The sequence below is a fragment of the Bradyrhizobium sp. 76 genome (assembly GCF_023073025.1).
Taxonomy (GTDB): Bacteria; Pseudomonadota; Alphaproteobacteria; order Rhizobiales; family Xanthobacteraceae; genus Bradyrhizobium.
Map to the genome: position 1 here is coordinate 1 of NZ_JADPIS010000149.1, position 17,416 is coordinate 17,416.

Below are 17,416 nucleotides of genomic sequence, written 5' to 3' on the forward strand. Positions count from 1 at the left end.
ATGTGGCCGCAGCCTTCGCCCACATTTTCATTTACCGCGACGGCGTCATGCAACGAATGCTGCCAAGTCGTCGGTGACCTTGCGAGTGGTCTCTTGTTGACCCTTAGCAGAGATGCCACCAGCGCTTTTTCTGGAATCCGATAACCGCCCTTAACGGACTTCAGACCCCGACAGAGGTCATGCCATCCGAGGCTGGCACGGAGCAGCACTACGGAACAATAGAAAGACTTCGCGGTTAAACGGTTTCCCCCGACACCGGAGTCGACCATTTGCAAGCCCACCAGTCAAAACTTGACGGGATCGACGATACTGCGCGCCTTCAACTGCTCATCGACGCAATCGTTGATTACGCCATCTACATGATCGACCTCGACGGCACAGTCCGCAGCTGGAACTCCGGTGCCCAGCGGTTGAAGGGCTACTCGCCTGACGAAATCATCGGCAAGTCGTTCGCATCCTTCTATACGCCAGATGATCGCGCCAATGGGCTACCAGAGCGCGCCTTGAGCGTCGCAGCACGAGAAGGCCGCTTCAGCGCCGAAGGATGGAGAGTCCGCAAGGACGGAAGCCGTTTCTGGGCATCGGTCATCATCGATGCCGTCCGCAATCAAGCCGGTGAAGTGATCGGCTTCGCCAAGGTCACGCGAGACGTTACCGAACGTCAGGAAGCCCATGAAGAGCTTCTCGATAGTGAGCGGCGCTATCGCCAGCTGGTCGAGGCCGTGGTCGATTACGCGATCTTTCAGCTCGACCCACTCGGCAACGTGACAACCTGGAATCCCGGAGCAGAGCGGATCAAGGGCTACGCGCCGCCGGAGATCATCGGTCGGCATTTCAGCGCTTTTTACACGCCTGAAGAGATAGAACTCGGTGTGCCCAAGCGTGCGCTTTCAGAGGCGGCGGAGCATGGTCGCTTCGAAGCGGAAGGCTGGCGCCTGCGAAAAGACGGCTCCCGCTTTTGGGCGTCGGTCATCATCGATCGCATCACGGACGAGGCCGGAAACATCGTCGGGTTCGCCAAAGTCACGCGCGACGTTACGGACCGGAAGCGCGCCGAGGACGAGCTCAAGCACGTTCAGGAGCAACTCGCCGCATCCCAAAAGCTGGAGGCGGTGGGGCAACTCAGCGGCGGGATCGCGCACGACTTCAACAATCTGCTCATGATCGTCCTTGGCAATCTCGAGACAGCTGAACGGCACGCCAAGGCGCCCGGAGCCAATCTGAACCGGGCGCTCGCAAACGCCAAACGAGGCGCGCAGAGAGCCGCGGCGTTGACCAGTCGCTTGTTGGCATTTTCGCGCCGACAAGCGCTTGATCCCAAACCAATCAACATAAACAACTACGTCAATAGCCTGCAGGAATTCCTTCAGCGCACGCTCGGAGAGCGCATCGAAGTCCAGACCGTCGGAAGTGCGGGTCTTTGGGAAATCGAAGCCGACGCCAATCATCTGGAGTCAGCCATCGTCAACCTGGCAATCAACGCTCGTGACGCCATGCCCGACGGCGGAAAGCTGACTTTGGAAGCAGCCAACATCTCCGCCGACGATGATTACTGCCGGCTCAATCCTGAACTGGCGCCCGGTCAGTACGTCGCCATTTGCGTGACTGACACCGGAGGCGGAATGTCGCGGGACGTTCTCAGTCACGCCTTTGAGCCCTTCTTTACGACAAAGGAGCCGGGCCACGGCACCGGGCTTGGCCTGAGCCAGGTCTACGGCTTCGTCAAGCAATCCGGAGGCCACGCAAAAATCTACAGCGAGGTGGGGCAAGGCACCACCATCAAGATGTACTTTCCGCGCTTTTCCGGAAGCACACCGCGCGAGGAAATCGCACCCGAAGAAATTGCCGAGGGTGAGCTATCCGAGACCGTTCTCGTCGTCGAGGACGATGAAGATCTGCGCGTCTATATCTCTGACGTCCTGCGGGAGCTCAACTATCGCGTCCTCTCGGCCCGCAGCGCCCAGGCCGCTCTGACCATTCTCCTGCAAGACGACTCGAAGGTGGACCTTCTTCTCACTGACGTGGTCATGCCGGGGATCAATGGTCGCGAACTCGGCAGGCGCGCGCATCAAATTAGACCTGGACTGAAGATTCTGTACATGACCGGCTATTCGCGCAATGCCGTGGTCCATCAGGGAAGGCTTGATGAAGGCGTCAACCTGCTGGAGAAGCCAATCTCGCAAGCAAAACTAGCGCTGAAGGTGCGAGAGATTCTGGATCAGTTCGAATGACCAAGGTCTAACCAGCGGTAGTATCCTGACCGCTGGCCGGCGGCGGTCACTGTAGCACCGTCCGCTCTCTGGGCCTTAGCCGTCATCCCTCCCTGTCTGCCTGGTGCCTCAACGGGCACCAAGATTCCCGTACTGCGCTCACCCTGAGGGAGTGGATCGGTAGCCGGACCTTCCCCGCTTGACCTTTTTTCGCGCCGTGAGATTTTTACGGGTCCGAGAAAAGCCGGGGGCGGCGATGAAACTGTTGACCGAATACCTGGAGCGCGCCGTCAGTCTGGAGAAATTGGCGGCGGGCGAGCAGGATTCGACCTTCAAAACTCAGCTGTTGAACCAGGCGGCGGCTTACAGAAAGCTGGCGGCAAAGCGCGCCTTGGAATACGGACTGCCGCCACCAAGCCCGCCAGAAGAACCGCCGCAGCCCTGAGAGCGTGAAAAGATCTATCTAGAACCAGGCCGCCTGCGGCCGTGCGGCTGGTGTGATGTCAGGCGCGATAAGCCGCCGGCCAAGCCAAAAGTGAAAGTCCGCGAGGGCGACTAGGCCCGGCGGCGCATCCTCCACGAGCATGTCGCCGGCCTTCGCGAATTGATCGGGAAGTTGCGCAAGAAGCTGCACTCCTGAAGTCGAGCTGACATTCGTTGGGCGGGGGACCCTTGCTCGCTGTGTTCAAAATGGAACATAACTCTTTATCGCGAGTTCCTTCCCCGATCGCACAGCGGGGTGCGCAGGGGGGCCAGCATGCAAGGGGCGGGAGTTACTATCCTCGTCGTCGAAGACGAACAGCTTATCCGCGACATGGTGGCCGACGCATTGTCAGATGGCGGCTTTGAAGCCGAAGTCGCCGTCAGTGGGGAGGATGCAGTTAGTCTTCTGCAGGGCAACCAAACCAAGTATCGCGCACTCGTTACCGATATAAATTTGTTCGGAAAGCTCGATGGCTGGCAAGTCGGCCATCGCGCCAGGGAGCTAAATCCGGACATCTCTGTGATTTACATGACAGGCGCGGCGGCCGATCAATGGCCCGCCCACGGCGTGCCCAACAGCATCTTGCTGACCAAGCCATTTGCACCTGCGCAAATCGTGACCGCCGTAGCTCAACTTCTGAATACCGGAGCTCCGCCCGCTCAGTCCTGAGGGGAGTGGACGAAGCCTTCGCCGACCGAGGTAGCCTTAGTTCTTCGCCAAGGGCTTGGGCGGCTCTTCGGCCATGGCCTCGACATCGATGGCAGGAAGCTCGCCGGTGCCGTCTTTCAGGTCTGCGGCACGCTGTACGAAGCCAGCAGCGACCGTGGGATCCTTTGTGGTTTTTGCCATGCGCAGCAATTCCGCTGCGGCCTCACGGGCGAACTGATTTAAGCGCGACACGGTTGGACATCCGACACTCAGCCGACGTGGAATGATTCAAGGGTCGAATGTTCGTTCCGAATTCAGGCGGGGACAATCTCGAACGAGCCCCGCCATTCTAAGCGCAAGCTGCTCCGGCATGAAAAAACCCGCGGCGGATTGCTCCGCGCGGGGGAACTTTCGACGATGGCATTCTGCCAGTGTTTTGCCCGACGTGTCAAAGCTGAACAGCGCGACGGGCAGGGATGTATCGGTCCGGCAAACGCCTATTAGGCGCAACAAAAATGGCTAATGATTTCAATGCCCGCGCTACTGTGCATGGGGTTGTTTTTCGACTTTTTGTTTATGCGCCGCCAAAGCGGCGCGCCTCAGCGCCGTCCGCGCGGTGCTTCCGCCTTGGCCGGCGCCTCGGTCTGCGGGCCGCAACTCGCGGCCGCAAGCGAACCTTGCGCCTGCGGCATCAGGCCGGGCTCGGGGGCGAGCGCCTTCATCACGATCAGGCCGGTGGTGCTCGGGGAATCGATGATCAGGCGATCGGCGGCGGTGATCTCTTCGTCCTCCGGCAGCTCGTTGTGCTGCGGCTCGGTCATCAAATCGAGCTCGATCACCTTCTTGCCGGCCGAGCGGTCGTTGATGGCGTAATAGGCGATCTCGTTGCGGGTGTAGAACGACACCGAGGTGTAGGCCTGGCTGACGGGCACCGTCAGCTTGATCGGTCCGTTCGACAGATCGTAGCGGCAGATTGCCAGCGCAAAGGCCGGGTCCATGAACGGCATCGGCGAGGTCTGCGGATCGGCGAGCGGAAGCTGGGTGACGGCGTTGAGCCTGGTCATCGGCGTCAGCCGCGAATAGGCGTCCTGGGTCGCGATCCGCGGCAGCGCCAGCACGCTGACGAGATGAACCACGAGGCCCAGCACCACGCCGGCAACGATGGTGAACAACAGCCGGATCATGAGCAGCCCGCCGTCGTGATCGTGGGCATCGGCGCATCGCGCTGAGTACGCGTGGCAACGCCGACCGGGGTGTCGTAGAGCCGCAGCATCAGCGCGTAACGCTCGATGCCGCCGGTCGGCAGCCAGTTGCCGGCGCGCGAGCGCGAGGCGATGCGGATCTCGAACGAGCCGTCGGACTGCCGCACGATCTCCTGGCTGGTGAAGCCGTAGCGCTGCAGCGAATTCGGGACGAGATGACCCTTGCGGTCATAAAGCGTCAGCGTCCAGAACCGTGCCGGCGGCGTCACGCCGGAGACAACGACGTCGCAGCGGCCGTCGAGCACCTTCTTCTTGTCGTCGGCGGTTGCGGTGAATGCGACGCCGTCGCCGGTGCCGATCGGCAGCTCGCCGTTGCGCACGATGGTGGCGCGCGAATACGGATCGACATCGGCGGTGCCGGTGCGCGGACGCGCGGTCCAGGGGCCGATGGTCAGCGCGCCGATCTCGGTGCCGCGCGTCGTCGTCATCCAGGTCGCGCCGACGCCCACCACGGTTGCGAGCAGAAGAGCCGTCAATGTGATCAGGATCAGCCGCACTTGTTTCGATCAGTTCTTGCGCGGGGCGGATGCGTTCGCATTCTCTTCCGCATAGTTCTGCGGGAAGGCGAGCGCGCTCGTGGACGATGCCGGCTTGGCTTGCTTGGGATCGGTGGCCGCCGATTTGGTCGCGGTCCGGGCCGCGTCATCCAGCAGCTTCTCGACCCGCACCAACACGTCGGCGCCGCGTTTGGTCAACACCGGCGGCGGACCGGGCTTGGTCTCCAGCACCTTCGGCGCCGCATTCGCCTGCGCGTTGGCGATCCGCTCGGGCGGCAGCTTCTGGCCCATGCCGATGCCGGCGATTTCCCGGACCTCGACGCCCTGATGCGCCGCGAGCATGATGTCGTGCCAGGTCTGCGCCGGCAGCGAGCCGCCGGTCATGCGGTTGGTCGGCGAATAGTCGTCATTGCCGTACCAGACCGCGCAGGTGAAATTGCCGGTGTAGCCGACGAACCAGGCGTCGCGATAGGCATTGGTGGTGCCGGTCTTGCCCGCGGTCGGAATGCCGTCAAGGGCTGCGCGGCGCGCGGTGCCTTCGCTGACGACGTGGCTCATCATGCCGGCCATGTCGGCGGCCACCGAGGCGGGGATCGCCTGGCGCGGCTTCGGCCCGTCGCGGTCCCAGCGCCAGACCGGATCGCCTGCGCCGGTGCGCACTTCGAGCACGGAATGCGGCGTCACCGCCTTGCCGCGGTTGGGGAAGGTCGCATACGCCACCGCGTGCTCGAGCACGGTGACTTCGTCCGAGCCGATCGGCAGCGACGGCGTGTCGGGCAGCGGCGCCTTGAGGCCGAAGCGGCGGGCGACCTCGACGATCTTGGCGCGGCCGACCTTGGCCGGGTTCTGCGCTTTGGGCTCGTTCTTCTGGCCGATGGCGATCGACAGCTTGACCGGCACGACGTTGATCGAACGCGTGATCGCCTGTGTCAGCGTCACTGCGCCGGAATAGGAATGGCCATAGTTCTGCGGGCACCAATTGCCGATGCAGACCGGTCCGTCCACCACGATCGAATTCGGCGTGAAGCCGTTGAGGAGCGCGGTGGTGTAGACGTAAGGCTTGAACGACGAGCCCGGCTGGCGGTAGGCGTCGGTGGCGCGGTTGAACTGGCTGGCGCCGTAGTCGCGGCCGCCGACCATGGCGCGAATGCCGCCGTCGAGATCGGAGACGACGGTCGCTGCCTGGGTCGCGTGATAGTCGCGGCCGAACTGGCGCAGCTGGTTCTCGACCGCGTCCTCCGCGGCCTTCTGCACATTGGTGTCGATCGCGAGCCGGACCACGAAGACGCGCTCGGTGTAGGATTTCGGGAAGGTGTCGACCAGCTTGCGCATCTCGTCGAAGGCGTAGTCGAGATAGTAATTCGGCGAGGCCTCGTAGCGGCGGTCGACCGCGAAGGCGGGATTGCGGCGGGCGCCGAACACCTGGCCCTCGGTCATGAAGCCGGCGTCGACGAGGTTGTCGAGCACGACGTTGGCGCGGGCGCGTGCGGCGGGCAGGTTGATGTGAGGCGCGTATTTGGTCGGCGCCTTGAATAGGCCGGCGAGCATCGCGGCTTCGGCGAGCGTCACGTCACGTGCCGACTTGTTGAAGTAGAAATGCGCGGCGCCGTCGACGCCGAAGGTGCCGCCGCCCATATAGGCGCGGTCGAGATACAGCTTGAGGATCTCGTTCTTGGTCAGGCGCCATTCCAGCCAGACCGCGAGGAAGGCTTCGTTGACCTTGCGTTCGATGGTGCGCTCGTTACTCAGGAACAGGTTCTTGGCGAGCTGCTGGGTGATCGAGGAGCCGCCCTGGCGGACGCCGCCAGCCTGGGCGTTGGTGACGAGCGCGCGCGCGGTGCCGGCGATGTCGATGCCGAAATGCTCGTAGAAGCGGCGGTCCTCGGTCGCGAGGGTCGCCTTGATCAGCACGTCCGGAAAATCTTCCAGCGGGATCGAATCGTTGTGCTTGATGCCGCGGCTGCCGATCGGGTTGCCGTAGCGGTCGAGGAAGGTCACCGCGAGGTCGGACTTCTTCAGCCAGTCCTCGTCCGCGGTCTCGCGGAAGGCGGGGATGGCGAGGGTCAGCATCACAACCAGGCCGCCGAGGCCCAGCGTCGCAGCCTCCGACAGCGGCTCGATGAACACCCAGCGCTTCCAACGCCCGACATAAAAGCGGTCCATGAAGGTCGAGTAGCGCTCGTAGAGCTCGCGGATGCCCTTGGCCGAGGAGAACAGCGAGGAGTCGATGCGCGCATCGAGATCCAGGAAGAAATTCCGGATCCGGGCCTTCCAATGCGGTGGTATGATCTGGCGCACCTAGAACCCTTGCGGCTTGGTTCGAAAGCGTTCAAGCACCCGGCCGGGGCGGCATCGAGACGTCTTGCGGGAGTGTTGCGGCAAACCCAAGGCGCCCGGCCAGCGACGGTGGGGACTTGCTGTTCCTTCTAGCCGAGCAGGGCCTATAAACCAATGGTCACGCTTGCGATTTTGAACAACAGGCCTAATTGACCCCGGTTCATTACGGGCCTCACGCGGGCGTTGCTTGCAGCCCAGCGGCCGCACGCCCTAGATGGCACCAGCCGTAGCTCTTTCGAACTTTTGTTGAGGCGCATGACCGCAGCTCCCAAACGACCTTCAAGCCAGGAAGGATTCTTCTGGAAAACCAAGACGTTGGAAGAGATGTCGGGGCCCGAATGGGAGAGCCTGTGCGACGGCTGCGGCCGCTGCTGCCTGAACAAGCTCGAGGAAGATGGCACCGGTGACATCTATTTCACCCATGTCGGCTGCAAGCTGCTCGATGGGGTGACCTGCGGCTGCAAGGACTATGCGAATCGTTCCGACAAGGTTCCGGACTGCGTCCGCCTGACCCCGGCCAATGTCCGCACCCTGAACTGGCTGCCGCCGAGCTGCGGCTACAAGCTCGTCGCGGAAGGCCGCGACCTCTATTGGTGGCATCCGCTGGTGTCAGGCGACCCCGACACCGTGCATGAGGCGGGCGTCTCCGTGCGCGGACGGGTCGAAGGCAGCGAGGTGGAGATCCCGGACGATGAGCTCGAGAACCACATCGTGCAGTGGCCGGCGCAGCTGCCGAAACGGGCCCGGCTGAAGCGACGTCCGAAGGACTGATCCGCCTGCGAGATCGACGTCGCGCCGGCGCGGACGCCCAGCCCCTGGCGCAGCATATTGATACAATCTGAGATTGTGATAGACTGGCGCCGTTTTACGCTGCCGTTTTTCTCTTGGCTTCTGTTTTCAGTCCCCACTTGGGGCGCAAATCTTTTGGAGAGCCATATGGCAAAGTCGCAAAAGCAGGCGAAGAAATCTCCCGTGGTCAAAGGTCAGGCCCGGCCATTTTGTCAGAACGGCCCAAGAGTCCTGCCGCAGCTCAGTCCGGCTGTCATGGCGGACACCCTTCGCGCACGTGCGATTATCTCGAGCCGATCCAAGTGGGTGAACGGCACGGTCCTGCATTACTGCTTTTTCACCTCGGGTCACTTTGAAGTTCCCAGGGCCCAGGCGGACGCGGTACGCAAGGCCTTCGCGAAATGGAAGGCGGTAGGCATCGGCCTCGAATTCCAGGAGGTCTCCCAACTCGCTGAAGCCGAAGTGCGAGTTGGCTATTCAGTGCCAGACGGATCGTCGGCCTCGCAGGTTGGCAGGGACGTGCTGCAGGTATCCCAGACCGAGCCGACCACCGTGTATGGTTGGGATCTGACCTCGCAATATGGCAGCGGCACTGCACTGCACGAACTCGGACACGTGCTTGGCATGGAGCACGAGCATCAAAACCCCTTCGCCGGCATCAGGTGGCATGACGAGGCTGTTTACAAGTCGCTGGGCGCCCCGCCCAACAAGTGGAGCCGCTCGACGACGTTTCACAACATCCTGGAGAAGCTCACCCCGCAGCAGGTACAGGGTTCAACATGGGACCCGGATTCCATCATGGAATACGAGTTTGAGCCGGGGCTGATTGCGGAGCCGAAGCCTTACGAGGCCAATGGTCTGGTTCCTCCGGGGACGCTCTCCGCCGGAGACAAGCAGTGGATCCGCCGTTGGTATCCGCCGCTACAGCCGGCCTTGACGACGCTTCAGCCCTTCCATCCGGCCGTGGTCGATCTCGCCGCTGGTCAGCAGATGGACTATGCGATCAAACCCAGCGCCTCACGCAAATATACCATCGAGACCAAAGGGCCGTCTGACGCAACGCTGGTCCTGTTCGAGGAGGTGAACGGAACGCCGCGGTTTCTCGTGGGCGACGATGATAGCGGCGAGGATCGAAACGCGAGGATTTCCTACAAATTGTTCGCCGGCCGAAGCTATATTGCCCGGCTGCGACTGGTGCATCCAGGCCCCTCGGGCAAGACGGCACTGATGTTTTCCTAAAGGTGCCCTGGGACGTCGCAGGGCTGCCAGCAGCGACGGGGGTCCTGCGACTCTCACCTGGGTCCGTACGCCAATCGTCGCGATGGCCCGACTTTGGGATGCACCCATGCGCCGCGGTGCCTGCCTGGGAAGAACTTTGCTGTCTACATTGGACTGCATAGAACGAATCCTTCGCGGCGTTGCGCCGCCCCATGGCTTCCGGTCGAGATGAACAAGTTCGAGCGGCAGAGCAGTTCTGCCGACACCCAGACATTGCCCGACGACATCGCCGAGGAATTGTCCCGCCTTCCGAGCGAGGTCTTGAGCGTCGATGACGCTCCCTCGCTTGCGCCGCCGGCGCCGCTGTCGCAGGACGAGGTCCGCACCATCGTCATCAGCCTGATGCTGACGATGTTCCTGGCCGCACTGGACCAGACCATCGTTGCCACCGCGCTGCCGACCATCGGACGCCAGTTCCACGATGTCTCCAATCTCTCCTGGGTCATCACCGCCTATCTGCTCGCGTCGACCGCGGTCGCGCCGGTGTTCGGCACGCTCAGCGACATCTACGGCCGCCGCATGATGATCATCATCTCGCTCAGCCTGTTCGTCGCGGGCTCGGTGCTGTGCGCGATCGCGCCGAACCTGCCGATGCTGATTCTCGCACGCGGTCTCCAGGGACTGGGCGGCGGCGGCATCATGCCTGTCGTGCAAACCGTGATTTCCGACGTCGTGAGCCCACGCGAGCGCGGCCAGTACCAGGCCTATTTCTCCAGCGTGTGGATGGTCGGCGGCATTCTCGGCCCGGTCATCGGCGGCGTGTTCGCCGAGCATCTGCACTGGTCGATGATCTTCTGGATCAATGTGCCGCTCGCGGCCGCGGCGATCGCGCTGCTGTTGCCCCGGATGAAAAAGATCCCGGTGTTCCACCGCAAGCGCAAGGTCGACTGGCTCGGCGGCGTGCTGCTGATGGCCTCCGCCGTCGTCTTCATGCTGGTGCTGACCTGGGGCGGCACGCGCTTCCCGTGGCTCTCGCCGACCGTTCTTGCGATGGTGGGCGGCGCGGTCGCGCTCGCGGTCACCTTCGTTTGGCACGCGCGACGGGCGGACGAACCGTTCCTGCCGCTGCCGCTGCTCGGAGGATCGGTTGTGCCGTTCGGGCTGACGGCCGGCGGCTGCGCGCTCGGTGCGATCACGGGCCTCACCGTGCAGCTGCCGCTCTATTACGAGGCGGTCTATCACCTCAGCGCCAGCGAAGCGGGCCTTGCGCTGATTCCGCTCGCGGCGGTCTCGACCGTCGGCGCGGCCGTCGCCGGCCGCACCATGGCGCGCGCCAAGCACTACAAGCGGGTCGCCATCGTCGGAACGTCCTGGGCTGCGCTGTGCGGCCTCGGCCTGACGTTGACGACGTTGCCGCTCTGGGCGCTGCTGACGCTGATGGCTGCGTTTGCGCTTGGCCTCGGCACCACCTTTCCGGTCTGCGTGGTCTCGGTGCAGAATTCGGTCGCCCGTCCGCAGGTCGGCACCATCACCGGCGCGTTGAACTTCTTCCGCTCGCTGATGTCCTCGTTCACGGTCGCGGCGTTCGCGGCCATCCTGCTCATCGCACTCGGTGCCGACGTTCCACTCGCCGGCGAGCATCACGGCGCCGTCAATGCGATCCCCGCCGAGGACATGCGGCATGCGTTCCGTTACGTGTTCGGCGCAGCCACGGCGCTGATGGCCGGCGCCGCGCTCTGCCTGATCATGATGGAGGAGCGCCCGCTGGCCGGTCCCTCCGTCACGCAGCAGGTGGAGATGGCGGAGTAAGGGTTAGCCACCGCGGTCGGGATCATCGTCGCCATTGCCCGCGCCCGTCTTCCGCGCTTTCGCCGCGAGCTGCTGCTTGAGCCGTGCGAGCGCTTCGGCAGACCAATCGCCGACATCTGTGACCGCGACCCAGCCATCGACGTAGTGTTCGGGCGCGTAGACATGACCAAAACCCATCGGCGTGTTGGTTGCGATCGCCATGTCGAGAGCGAGCTGCAGCATCGTGACGATGGGGTACCATCGCAGTTCCGTCGATACGTCAGGCCCGCGCGGCGCGTCCATCCAGGCCGGCGCCTGATAGGCGTCGCCGTAGTCGAAGAATGTGATCGCGTCACTGGCATATTGCAGATAAACCACGCGCATCGGGCCCCAGGGCGTATCCGGCGGCACCGTCGGCCCGTTCTGGTTCATGAAGCGTACGAAGCGGCCGTCGCGGAATTTTGGCAGCCACGCCGGTGATCCTGGATTGCGGTTATCGGTAATCGAGCGCCAGATGCGGCTCTCGAATGGCGCTCCGCTCCATAGTGCGCCGGCGATGGGATCGCCGATTGTTTCGAACAATTCTGCGGATTTTTCCGAGTTCATGGCGCCGAGGCTGAGCCCGTGCAGATACAGCTTTGGCCGCTTGTCCTTGGGCAAGCTCGTCCAGTAGCCGTAGATTTCGGCGAACAGCGCACGCGACGCCGCCGCTCCGTATTCGGGCTGAAACAGCAGCGACAGCGGGCTGTTGAGATACGAATATTGCATCGCGACGCTCGCGACATCGCCGTGGTGGAGATATTCCACCGTATCCATCGCGGATGGATCGACCCAGCCGGTGCCGGTCGGCGTAATGACGATCAGGACCTTGCGTTGAAAACCGTGCTGGCGCTTGAGCTCCTCGAGCGCAAGCTTGGCGCGCGCCTGGGCCGTGTCGCGGCTGCCGAGACCGACATAGACGCGCACGGGATCCTGCGCGGGCTGTCCCGTAACGGCGCTGATCTCTGTCGCGTTCGGGCCCGAGGCAATGAACCGGCGCCCCATGCGCCCGAGTTCCTGCCACTTCACCAGCGACGCAGAACTCCCGGTTCGATCGGGGGCGGCCGGTTGCGGCCGCTCGGGCTCTTGCAGGGCGTCGAGTTCGCGGAAGGAGGAGTCGAGCGCGTTGAACGCGGTCCGGACCAGGACGTTGCTGGCGATCGACCAGAACAGCAAGCCTGCGATCAGCACACCGAGGACATTGGCGAGCTTCCGCGGAATGACGCGCTTTGTGCGTACGGCGAGGAAGCGGGCGACAAACGCGAACAGCCGCCCCAGCACCAGCAGAACGGCGAACGTGATCAGGGCGATGACGCAGACCTTGAGCGGATGCGCGGTCTCGACCGGCGTCATCTTCATCACTGTGCGGATCGAATTCTGCCATTCGGCGGTTCGCCGCAGGAAGATAACGACGACCAGCAGGCAACCGGCCGTGACCAGCGCATTCGCAATCGATCTCGCCCGCGGCGAAGGTTCGGGCAATTCGAGATAGTGCCATAGCCGGCGCCACAGCACGCCGGCGAAATAGCCGATCGCAAAACAGCCGCCGGCAAGCGCGCCTTGCGTGAGATAGCTCCGCGGAATCAGCGTCGGCGTAAGCGCGGCAGCAAAGAACAGGGCGCCCAGCATGAGGCCGACACCGGACAGCGAGAGCAATTGCCGTCGAACGAGCCAAGCCAGATTCGTCACGGCATCCTCCGGGCGAGTCTATCTCTTGTTCTTGTCTGAAAAACTGCTCTGTCGCGGCAGCCCGATCGTGAATTCCGTGAACTTGCCCGGCTCCGTCGCGACGTCGATGGTGCCGCCGTGCTGCTTCACGACGATGTCGTGGCTCATCGACAATCCGAGGCCGGTACCTTCGCCGGCGGGCTTGGTGGTGAAGAACGGATCGAACATCTTTTCCTTCACCTCGCGCGGAATGCCGGTGCCATTGTCGCGGATGCTGATCTCGATACTGTCGCCCCGATCGCGCGTCGCGGCGATCACCACCGGCTCGTAATCGGCAGCGCCGTCATCCGACTTGCGCTTGGCGACCGCGTGGAAGCCATTCGAGATCAGGTTCAGCAGCACCCGGGTGATCTCCTGCGGAAACACTTCCGCTTGCCCGGCCGCCGGATCGAGCTCGCGCTTCAACGTCACGTCGAACTGTGGCTTCTCGGCGCGGGCGCCGTGAAAGGCAAGGTTGAGGCTCTCCTCGACCAGCGCGTTGATGTCGCTCAGCCGATGCTCGCCGCCGCCCTCGCGGGAATGCAGCAGCATGTTCTTGACGATGGAGTCGGCGCGCCTGCCATGCTGCACGATTTTGGCGAGATTGTCCTTCAACAGTCCAGTCAGCTCGTCGACCTCGCTGCGGACGTCGTCCGCGAGCGGGACAGGCGCGAGCGCCTCGTTCAGTTCGTCCGTCAGTTCGGCGGACAGGGATGCAAAATTGTTGACGAAGTTGAGCGGATTCTTGATCTCGTGCGCGATGCCGGCCGTGAGCTGGCCGAGCGACGCCAGCTTCTCGGTCTGGACCAGCCGGTCCTGGGCTGCGCGCAAATCGTCGAGCGATTTGGCGAGGTCCCGGGTGCGATCCTGCACCTCGTTGAACAGGCGCGTGTTCTCGATGGCGATCACGGCCTGGTCGGCAAAGGTCTTGAGCAGGGCGATCGCCTTGTCCGGGAAAGGACCGGCCTCCGGCCGCGTCACGCCGATGGTGCCGATCGCGACGCCGTCGCGCAGCATCGGGATCACGAGGATGCTGCGATAACCTCGCGTCCGCGCCAGCTCTCTCATGGCGTCCGTGAGGTCGGGCTCGTTCTGCATGTCGCTGCGGGATGCGAACTCTCCGCTTCTTGCCACCCGGCTGTGAATGCCGGATGCCGACAGCGGCGCCGGGAACGAGCTGAGCAGCTCTTCATTGCCGGCTTCGTTGTCGGTGCTGAAGGCGGCCAGGTGCAGCAGGCCGTCGATGACGCGCGTGACGGTGGAGGAATGGCCGCCGACCAGGGACTTGGCGCTATCGGAGATCGCCTGGAACACCGGCGTCACATCCGCGGGCGAGGCCGCGATCACCTTGAGAATGTCGGCGGTCGCGGTCTGCCGTTCCAGCGCTTCCCTCGTGGTGTTGAACAGGCTGACATTCTTGATCGCGATCACCGCCTGGTCGGCGAAGGTCTGCAGCAGCCGCACGTGATGCTCGCCGAACGCGCCGGTCGCGCGTCGCGTGGCGATGATGACGCCGATGGCCTCACCGTCGCTCATCAAGGGCGCGAACAGCATGCTGCGGTAGCCGCGGGCGCGCGCGATGTCGCGGGCCGCCGGTTCGACCTCGGTGTCGGGCAATTGCGCCGCCACCCCACCGGCCACGAGCCGGTAGGGCGGGAACTGCGCGAATGGCACCGGGAACGAGGACTGCAGCACGCGATCACCGGCCGGATCGGTCGGCGTGAACGCCGCAAGGTGCGCGGCGCCGCCGATGTAGCGCAGCACCGCCGTGGAGAAGCCGCCGATCAGCCGGTTGGCGTTGGCGGCGATGGCGTCGAACACCGGCTGTACGTCGGACGGCGAGGCGGCCATCACTTTCAGGATGTCGGCGGTGGCGGTCTGGCGCTCCAGCGTCTCGCGCGTCTCGTTGAACAGGCGCGCATTCTCGATCGCGATCACCGCCTGATCGGCAAAGGTCTGGAGCAGCTGGACGAGGTCGGTTGCGAACGCGCCGGGCTCGGCGCGCGTGACGCTGATCATGCCGACTGGCGTCCCCCGGTTCATCAACGGCATGAACAGCACGCTGCGGAAGCCGCGCAGCCGCGCGAGATTCCGGTTCAGCTCCGGGACCTCCGCGGCTTCGCTATCTGGAAACTGGATCGTCTCGCCGCCGCGCACCAGCGCGAAGGTCGGAAAGTCGGCAATCTTGCGCGGGAACGACGCCTTGAGCCCTTCGTCCGCCTCGGGGCTGGTTGGTGTGAACGCCACGAGGTGGAGCTCGTCCTCGATGAACTGAAGCACGGTGGCGGAGAAGCCGCCGAGCAAACGCCTGGAGCTGGACGCAATCGCCTCGAAGACCGGCCGGGCATCGGAGGGAGAGGCCGCGATGGTGCGCAGAATCCCGGCGCTGGCGTTCTGACGATCGCGCGCAATCGCGAGCTCGCTGCGAAGCTGCGCGTTCTCGGCTGTGGCCACCTGTAACAGGCGCTTGAGTTCCGCGATGTCGTTGGAAGGGGCGGTCATTCGCAATCCGGCTTGATGCTGCGACAAGCGCGGCACCAGGGCGGATTATCACATCTCCTGCGGCCGGAGCCAGCGTCCGCGACAGCGAGTTTTGCTGCCTGAATCCGGCCAGCTTTATGTGCCCGGCCGAGACACCTCGGTCTCCTTGCTGGTGATGAACTCCAGCAGCACGGGAACGCCTTCCTGCGTCTTCTGGATGCCGCGCCTGATCGCGGGGATGATGTCCTCAGGTCTTGTCACCCGCTCGCCATAGCCGCCGAAGGCGCGCGCCATCGCGGCGTAGTCGCCGGAAATGTCCGTCGACCGATACTTCTCGGTCGAGACCGGCATCACCTTCAATTCGATCGCCATCGAAAAATTGTTCAGCAGGATCGACATGATCGGGATGCGCTCGCGCACCGCGGTCTCGAAATCCATTCCGGTGAAGCCGATCGCCGCGTCGCCCCAGACATTGATGCAGAGCTTGTCGGGCTTTGCGAGCTTGGCGCCCATGGCCAGCCCAAGGCCGTAGCCGAGCTGCGTCGTCTTGCCCCAGCCGAGATAGGTGAGGGGCTCGACCGACTTCCAGAACGGCGAGAGCTGGTCGCGCGGGCTGCCGGCATCGTGGGTGATTATGGTGTTGCCGATGTCGACGGTGTGCTGCAGGTCCCACAGCACGCGATAGGGACTCAAGGGCGCGTCATTGCTGGTGAGCTTCGGCATCCATTTCGCCAGCCACTCCTTGTGCGAGGCCGCGATCTCGGCCGCGACCACCGAGGCGTCGCGATCCGCGGTGACGGTCTTGCCGATCTCCTCCAGCAGCGCATCGAGCACGAGCCCGGCATCGCCGACGAGGCCGATCCTGGCTTCGACGTCCTTGTTGAGATGGTTCGGATCGAGTGTGGAGTGGATGATGGTTTTGTCTTTCGGCATCGCGATGCCGAAGCTTGTTTCGGTGAAGGAGCAGCCAATGCCGAAAATGACGTCGGCCTCGGCCAGGAACTTCGGCACCGCGCGCGGCACCGCAAGGCCGCCGGAGCCAAGCGAGAGCGGATGCGTCTCCGGGAAGGACGATTTGCCCCCAAGGCTGGTGGTGACGGGAATGGCGAGCCGTTCGGCCAGCCGTTTCAGTTGTGGCCACGCCTGCGCGTAATGCACGCCCTGGCCGGCATAGATCACCGCGCGCTTGGCGTTGACGAGCAGGTGGGCGGCCTCCTTCACATGAACAGGGTCCGCCCCATAGCGGGTGCGCAGCACAGGCGTGTAGTTCAGCGGCTCCGGTACATCTTCGTTCCACATGTCCGCGGGGATCTCGACGATGACAGGCCCGCCTCGGCCGTTCTTCAGCTTGGTGAAGGCGCGCCGAAAAATGTTGGCGACCTCGGCGGCAAGGATGATCGGTTCGGACGATTTCGAAAACGCCTTCATCGCCTCGCTGGAATTGAAGTTCGGCTCGATATGCGCAAGCCTGCGCTGATAACCCATCGGCAGCACCAGCACGGGAACGGATTCGCCGTAGCATTGCGCGACGCCGCCCATCGCGTTCTCCGCGCCGGGCCCATGCTGCATGCAGAACGCGCCGATCGAGCGTCCCGACGTCACCCGCGAGATCGCATCCGCCATGTGGATGCCGACGCGCTCCTGCCGCACCATCACCGGCCTGATATCGGCCTTGGCCGCATGCTCGATCAGATGGTTGACCGGATAGCCGCAGAGGATCTCGATCCCCTCGCGCTTCATGATTTCCGCAATCGCGGTGCCGAGCTTCATGGCGTCTCTCTCCCTGGGCGGGCCGGTTGCTCCGGCTGATTGGGGATAGAGGATCAGGAAATTGGCGGAGGGTAAAGCGTGAGCGCGTGAGAACTGCGGTAGGTCTGCCATGCAGCGAGCTGCCGTAGCCCGGATGGAGCGCAGCGCAATCCGGGGCCGTGCCACCGGATATCCCCGCGACGAATT

14 protein-coding genes are annotated in these 17,416 nt (G+C 63.7%); 6 read left to right on the forward strand and 8 right to left on the reverse strand.

Annotated elements, in window-relative coordinates; translation table 11 throughout:
- On the reverse strand, positions 1 to 269 hold a 269-nt coding region (locus tag IVB48_RS35500; RefSeq protein WP_247407601.1), incomplete at its 3' end, for a hypothetical protein.
- Here IVB48_RS35500 and IVB48_RS35505 point away from each other — a divergent pair.
- From IVB48_RS35505 to IVB48_RS35515, 3 genes are all read left to right on the forward strand, one after another.
- A complete protein-coding gene (locus IVB48_RS35505) occupies positions 270 to 2,231 on the forward strand; it encodes a PAS domain-containing sensor histidine kinase (protein WP_027569098.1) in 1,962 nt (653 codons plus the stop codon).
- 235 nt (positions 2,232 to 2,466) lie between these two features.
- Positions 2,467 to 2,655: a hypothetical protein gene (locus IVB48_RS35510; RefSeq protein ID WP_027569099.1), complete on the forward strand. Its 189-nt coding sequence runs from the start codon at positions 2,467 to 2,469 to the stop codon at positions 2,653 to 2,655.
- Positions 2,656 to 2,967: 312 nt separating this feature from the next.
- Entirely contained in the window at positions 2,968 to 3,363 is a 396-nt protein-coding gene (locus IVB48_RS35515; RefSeq protein WP_247288815.1) for a response regulator, read from the forward strand.
- A gap of 36 nt (positions 3,364 to 3,399) precedes the next feature.
- On the opposite strand, the gene IVB48_RS35520 is transcribed toward IVB48_RS35515, so the two are convergent.
- From IVB48_RS35520 to IVB48_RS35535, 4 genes are all read right to left on the reverse strand, one after another.
- Positions 3,400 to 3,543, reverse strand: coding sequence for a hypothetical protein (locus IVB48_RS35520; protein ID WP_247407602.1), 144 nt, complete (start codon positions 3,541 to 3,543; stop codon positions 3,400 to 3,402).
- 398 nt (positions 3,544 to 3,941) lie between these two features.
- Complete coding sequence (locus IVB48_RS35525) at positions 3,942 to 4,526, reverse strand: DUF1254 domain-containing protein (protein WP_247407604.1); 585 nt, start codon at positions 4,524 to 4,526, stop codon at positions 3,942 to 3,944.
- Entirely contained in the window at positions 4,523 to 5,101 is a 579-nt protein-coding gene (locus tag IVB48_RS35530; RefSeq protein ID WP_007593444.1) for a DUF1214 domain-containing protein, read from the reverse strand. Before IVB48_RS35530 ends, IVB48_RS35525 begins: the two co-directional genes overlap by 4 nt.
- Before the next feature lie 9 nt (positions 5,102 to 5,110).
- On the reverse strand, positions 5,111 to 7,399 hold the full coding sequence (locus tag IVB48_RS35535) for a PBP1A family penicillin-binding protein (protein WP_027569102.1): 2,289 nt from the start codon (positions 7,397 to 7,399) through the stop codon (positions 5,111 to 5,113).
- Between the two features lie 294 nt (positions 7,400 to 7,693).
- Here IVB48_RS35535 and IVB48_RS35540 point away from each other — a divergent pair, with 294 nt between their 5' ends.
- The 3 genes from IVB48_RS35540 (at position 7,694) to IVB48_RS35550 (ending at position 11,254) form a co-directional block, all read left to right on the forward strand.
- On the forward strand, positions 7,694 to 8,209 hold the full coding sequence (locus IVB48_RS35540; protein WP_247407606.1) for a YcgN family cysteine cluster protein: 516 nt from the start codon (positions 7,694 to 7,696) through the stop codon (positions 8,207 to 8,209).
- Positions 8,210 to 8,374: 165 nt separating this feature from the next.
- Positions 8,375 to 9,466 (forward strand): M12 family metallopeptidase, encoded by a 1,092-nt coding sequence (locus IVB48_RS35545; protein ID WP_247407608.1) that lies wholly within the window; start codon positions 8,375 to 8,377, stop codon positions 9,464 to 9,466.
- A gap of 207 nt (positions 9,467 to 9,673) precedes the next feature.
- A complete protein-coding gene (locus tag IVB48_RS35550; RefSeq protein WP_027569105.1) occupies positions 9,674 to 11,254 on the forward strand; it encodes an MDR family MFS transporter in 1,581 nt (526 codons plus the stop codon).
- 3 nt (positions 11,255 to 11,257) lie between these two features.
- Here the strand turns inward: IVB48_RS35550 and IVB48_RS35555 are convergent, their stop codons facing one another.
- From IVB48_RS35555 to IVB48_RS35565, 3 genes are all read right to left on the reverse strand, one after another.
- Positions 11,258 to 12,901 (reverse strand): alpha/beta-hydrolase family protein, encoded by a 1,644-nt coding sequence (locus IVB48_RS35555; protein WP_247408793.1) that lies wholly within the window; start codon positions 12,899 to 12,901, stop codon positions 11,258 to 11,260.
- Positions 12,902 to 12,979: 78 nt separating this feature from the next.
- Complete coding sequence (locus IVB48_RS35560) at positions 12,980 to 15,481, reverse strand: GAF domain-containing protein (RefSeq protein WP_247288822.1); 2,502 nt, start codon at positions 15,479 to 15,481, stop codon at positions 12,980 to 12,982.
- Positions 15,482 to 15,595: 114 nt separating this feature from the next.
- Positions 15,596 to 17,341, reverse strand: coding sequence for a thiamine pyrophosphate-requiring protein (locus IVB48_RS35565; RefSeq protein WP_256468941.1), 1,746 nt, complete (start codon positions 17,339 to 17,341; stop codon positions 15,596 to 15,598).
- Positions 17,342 to 17,416 lie beyond the last annotated feature (75 nt).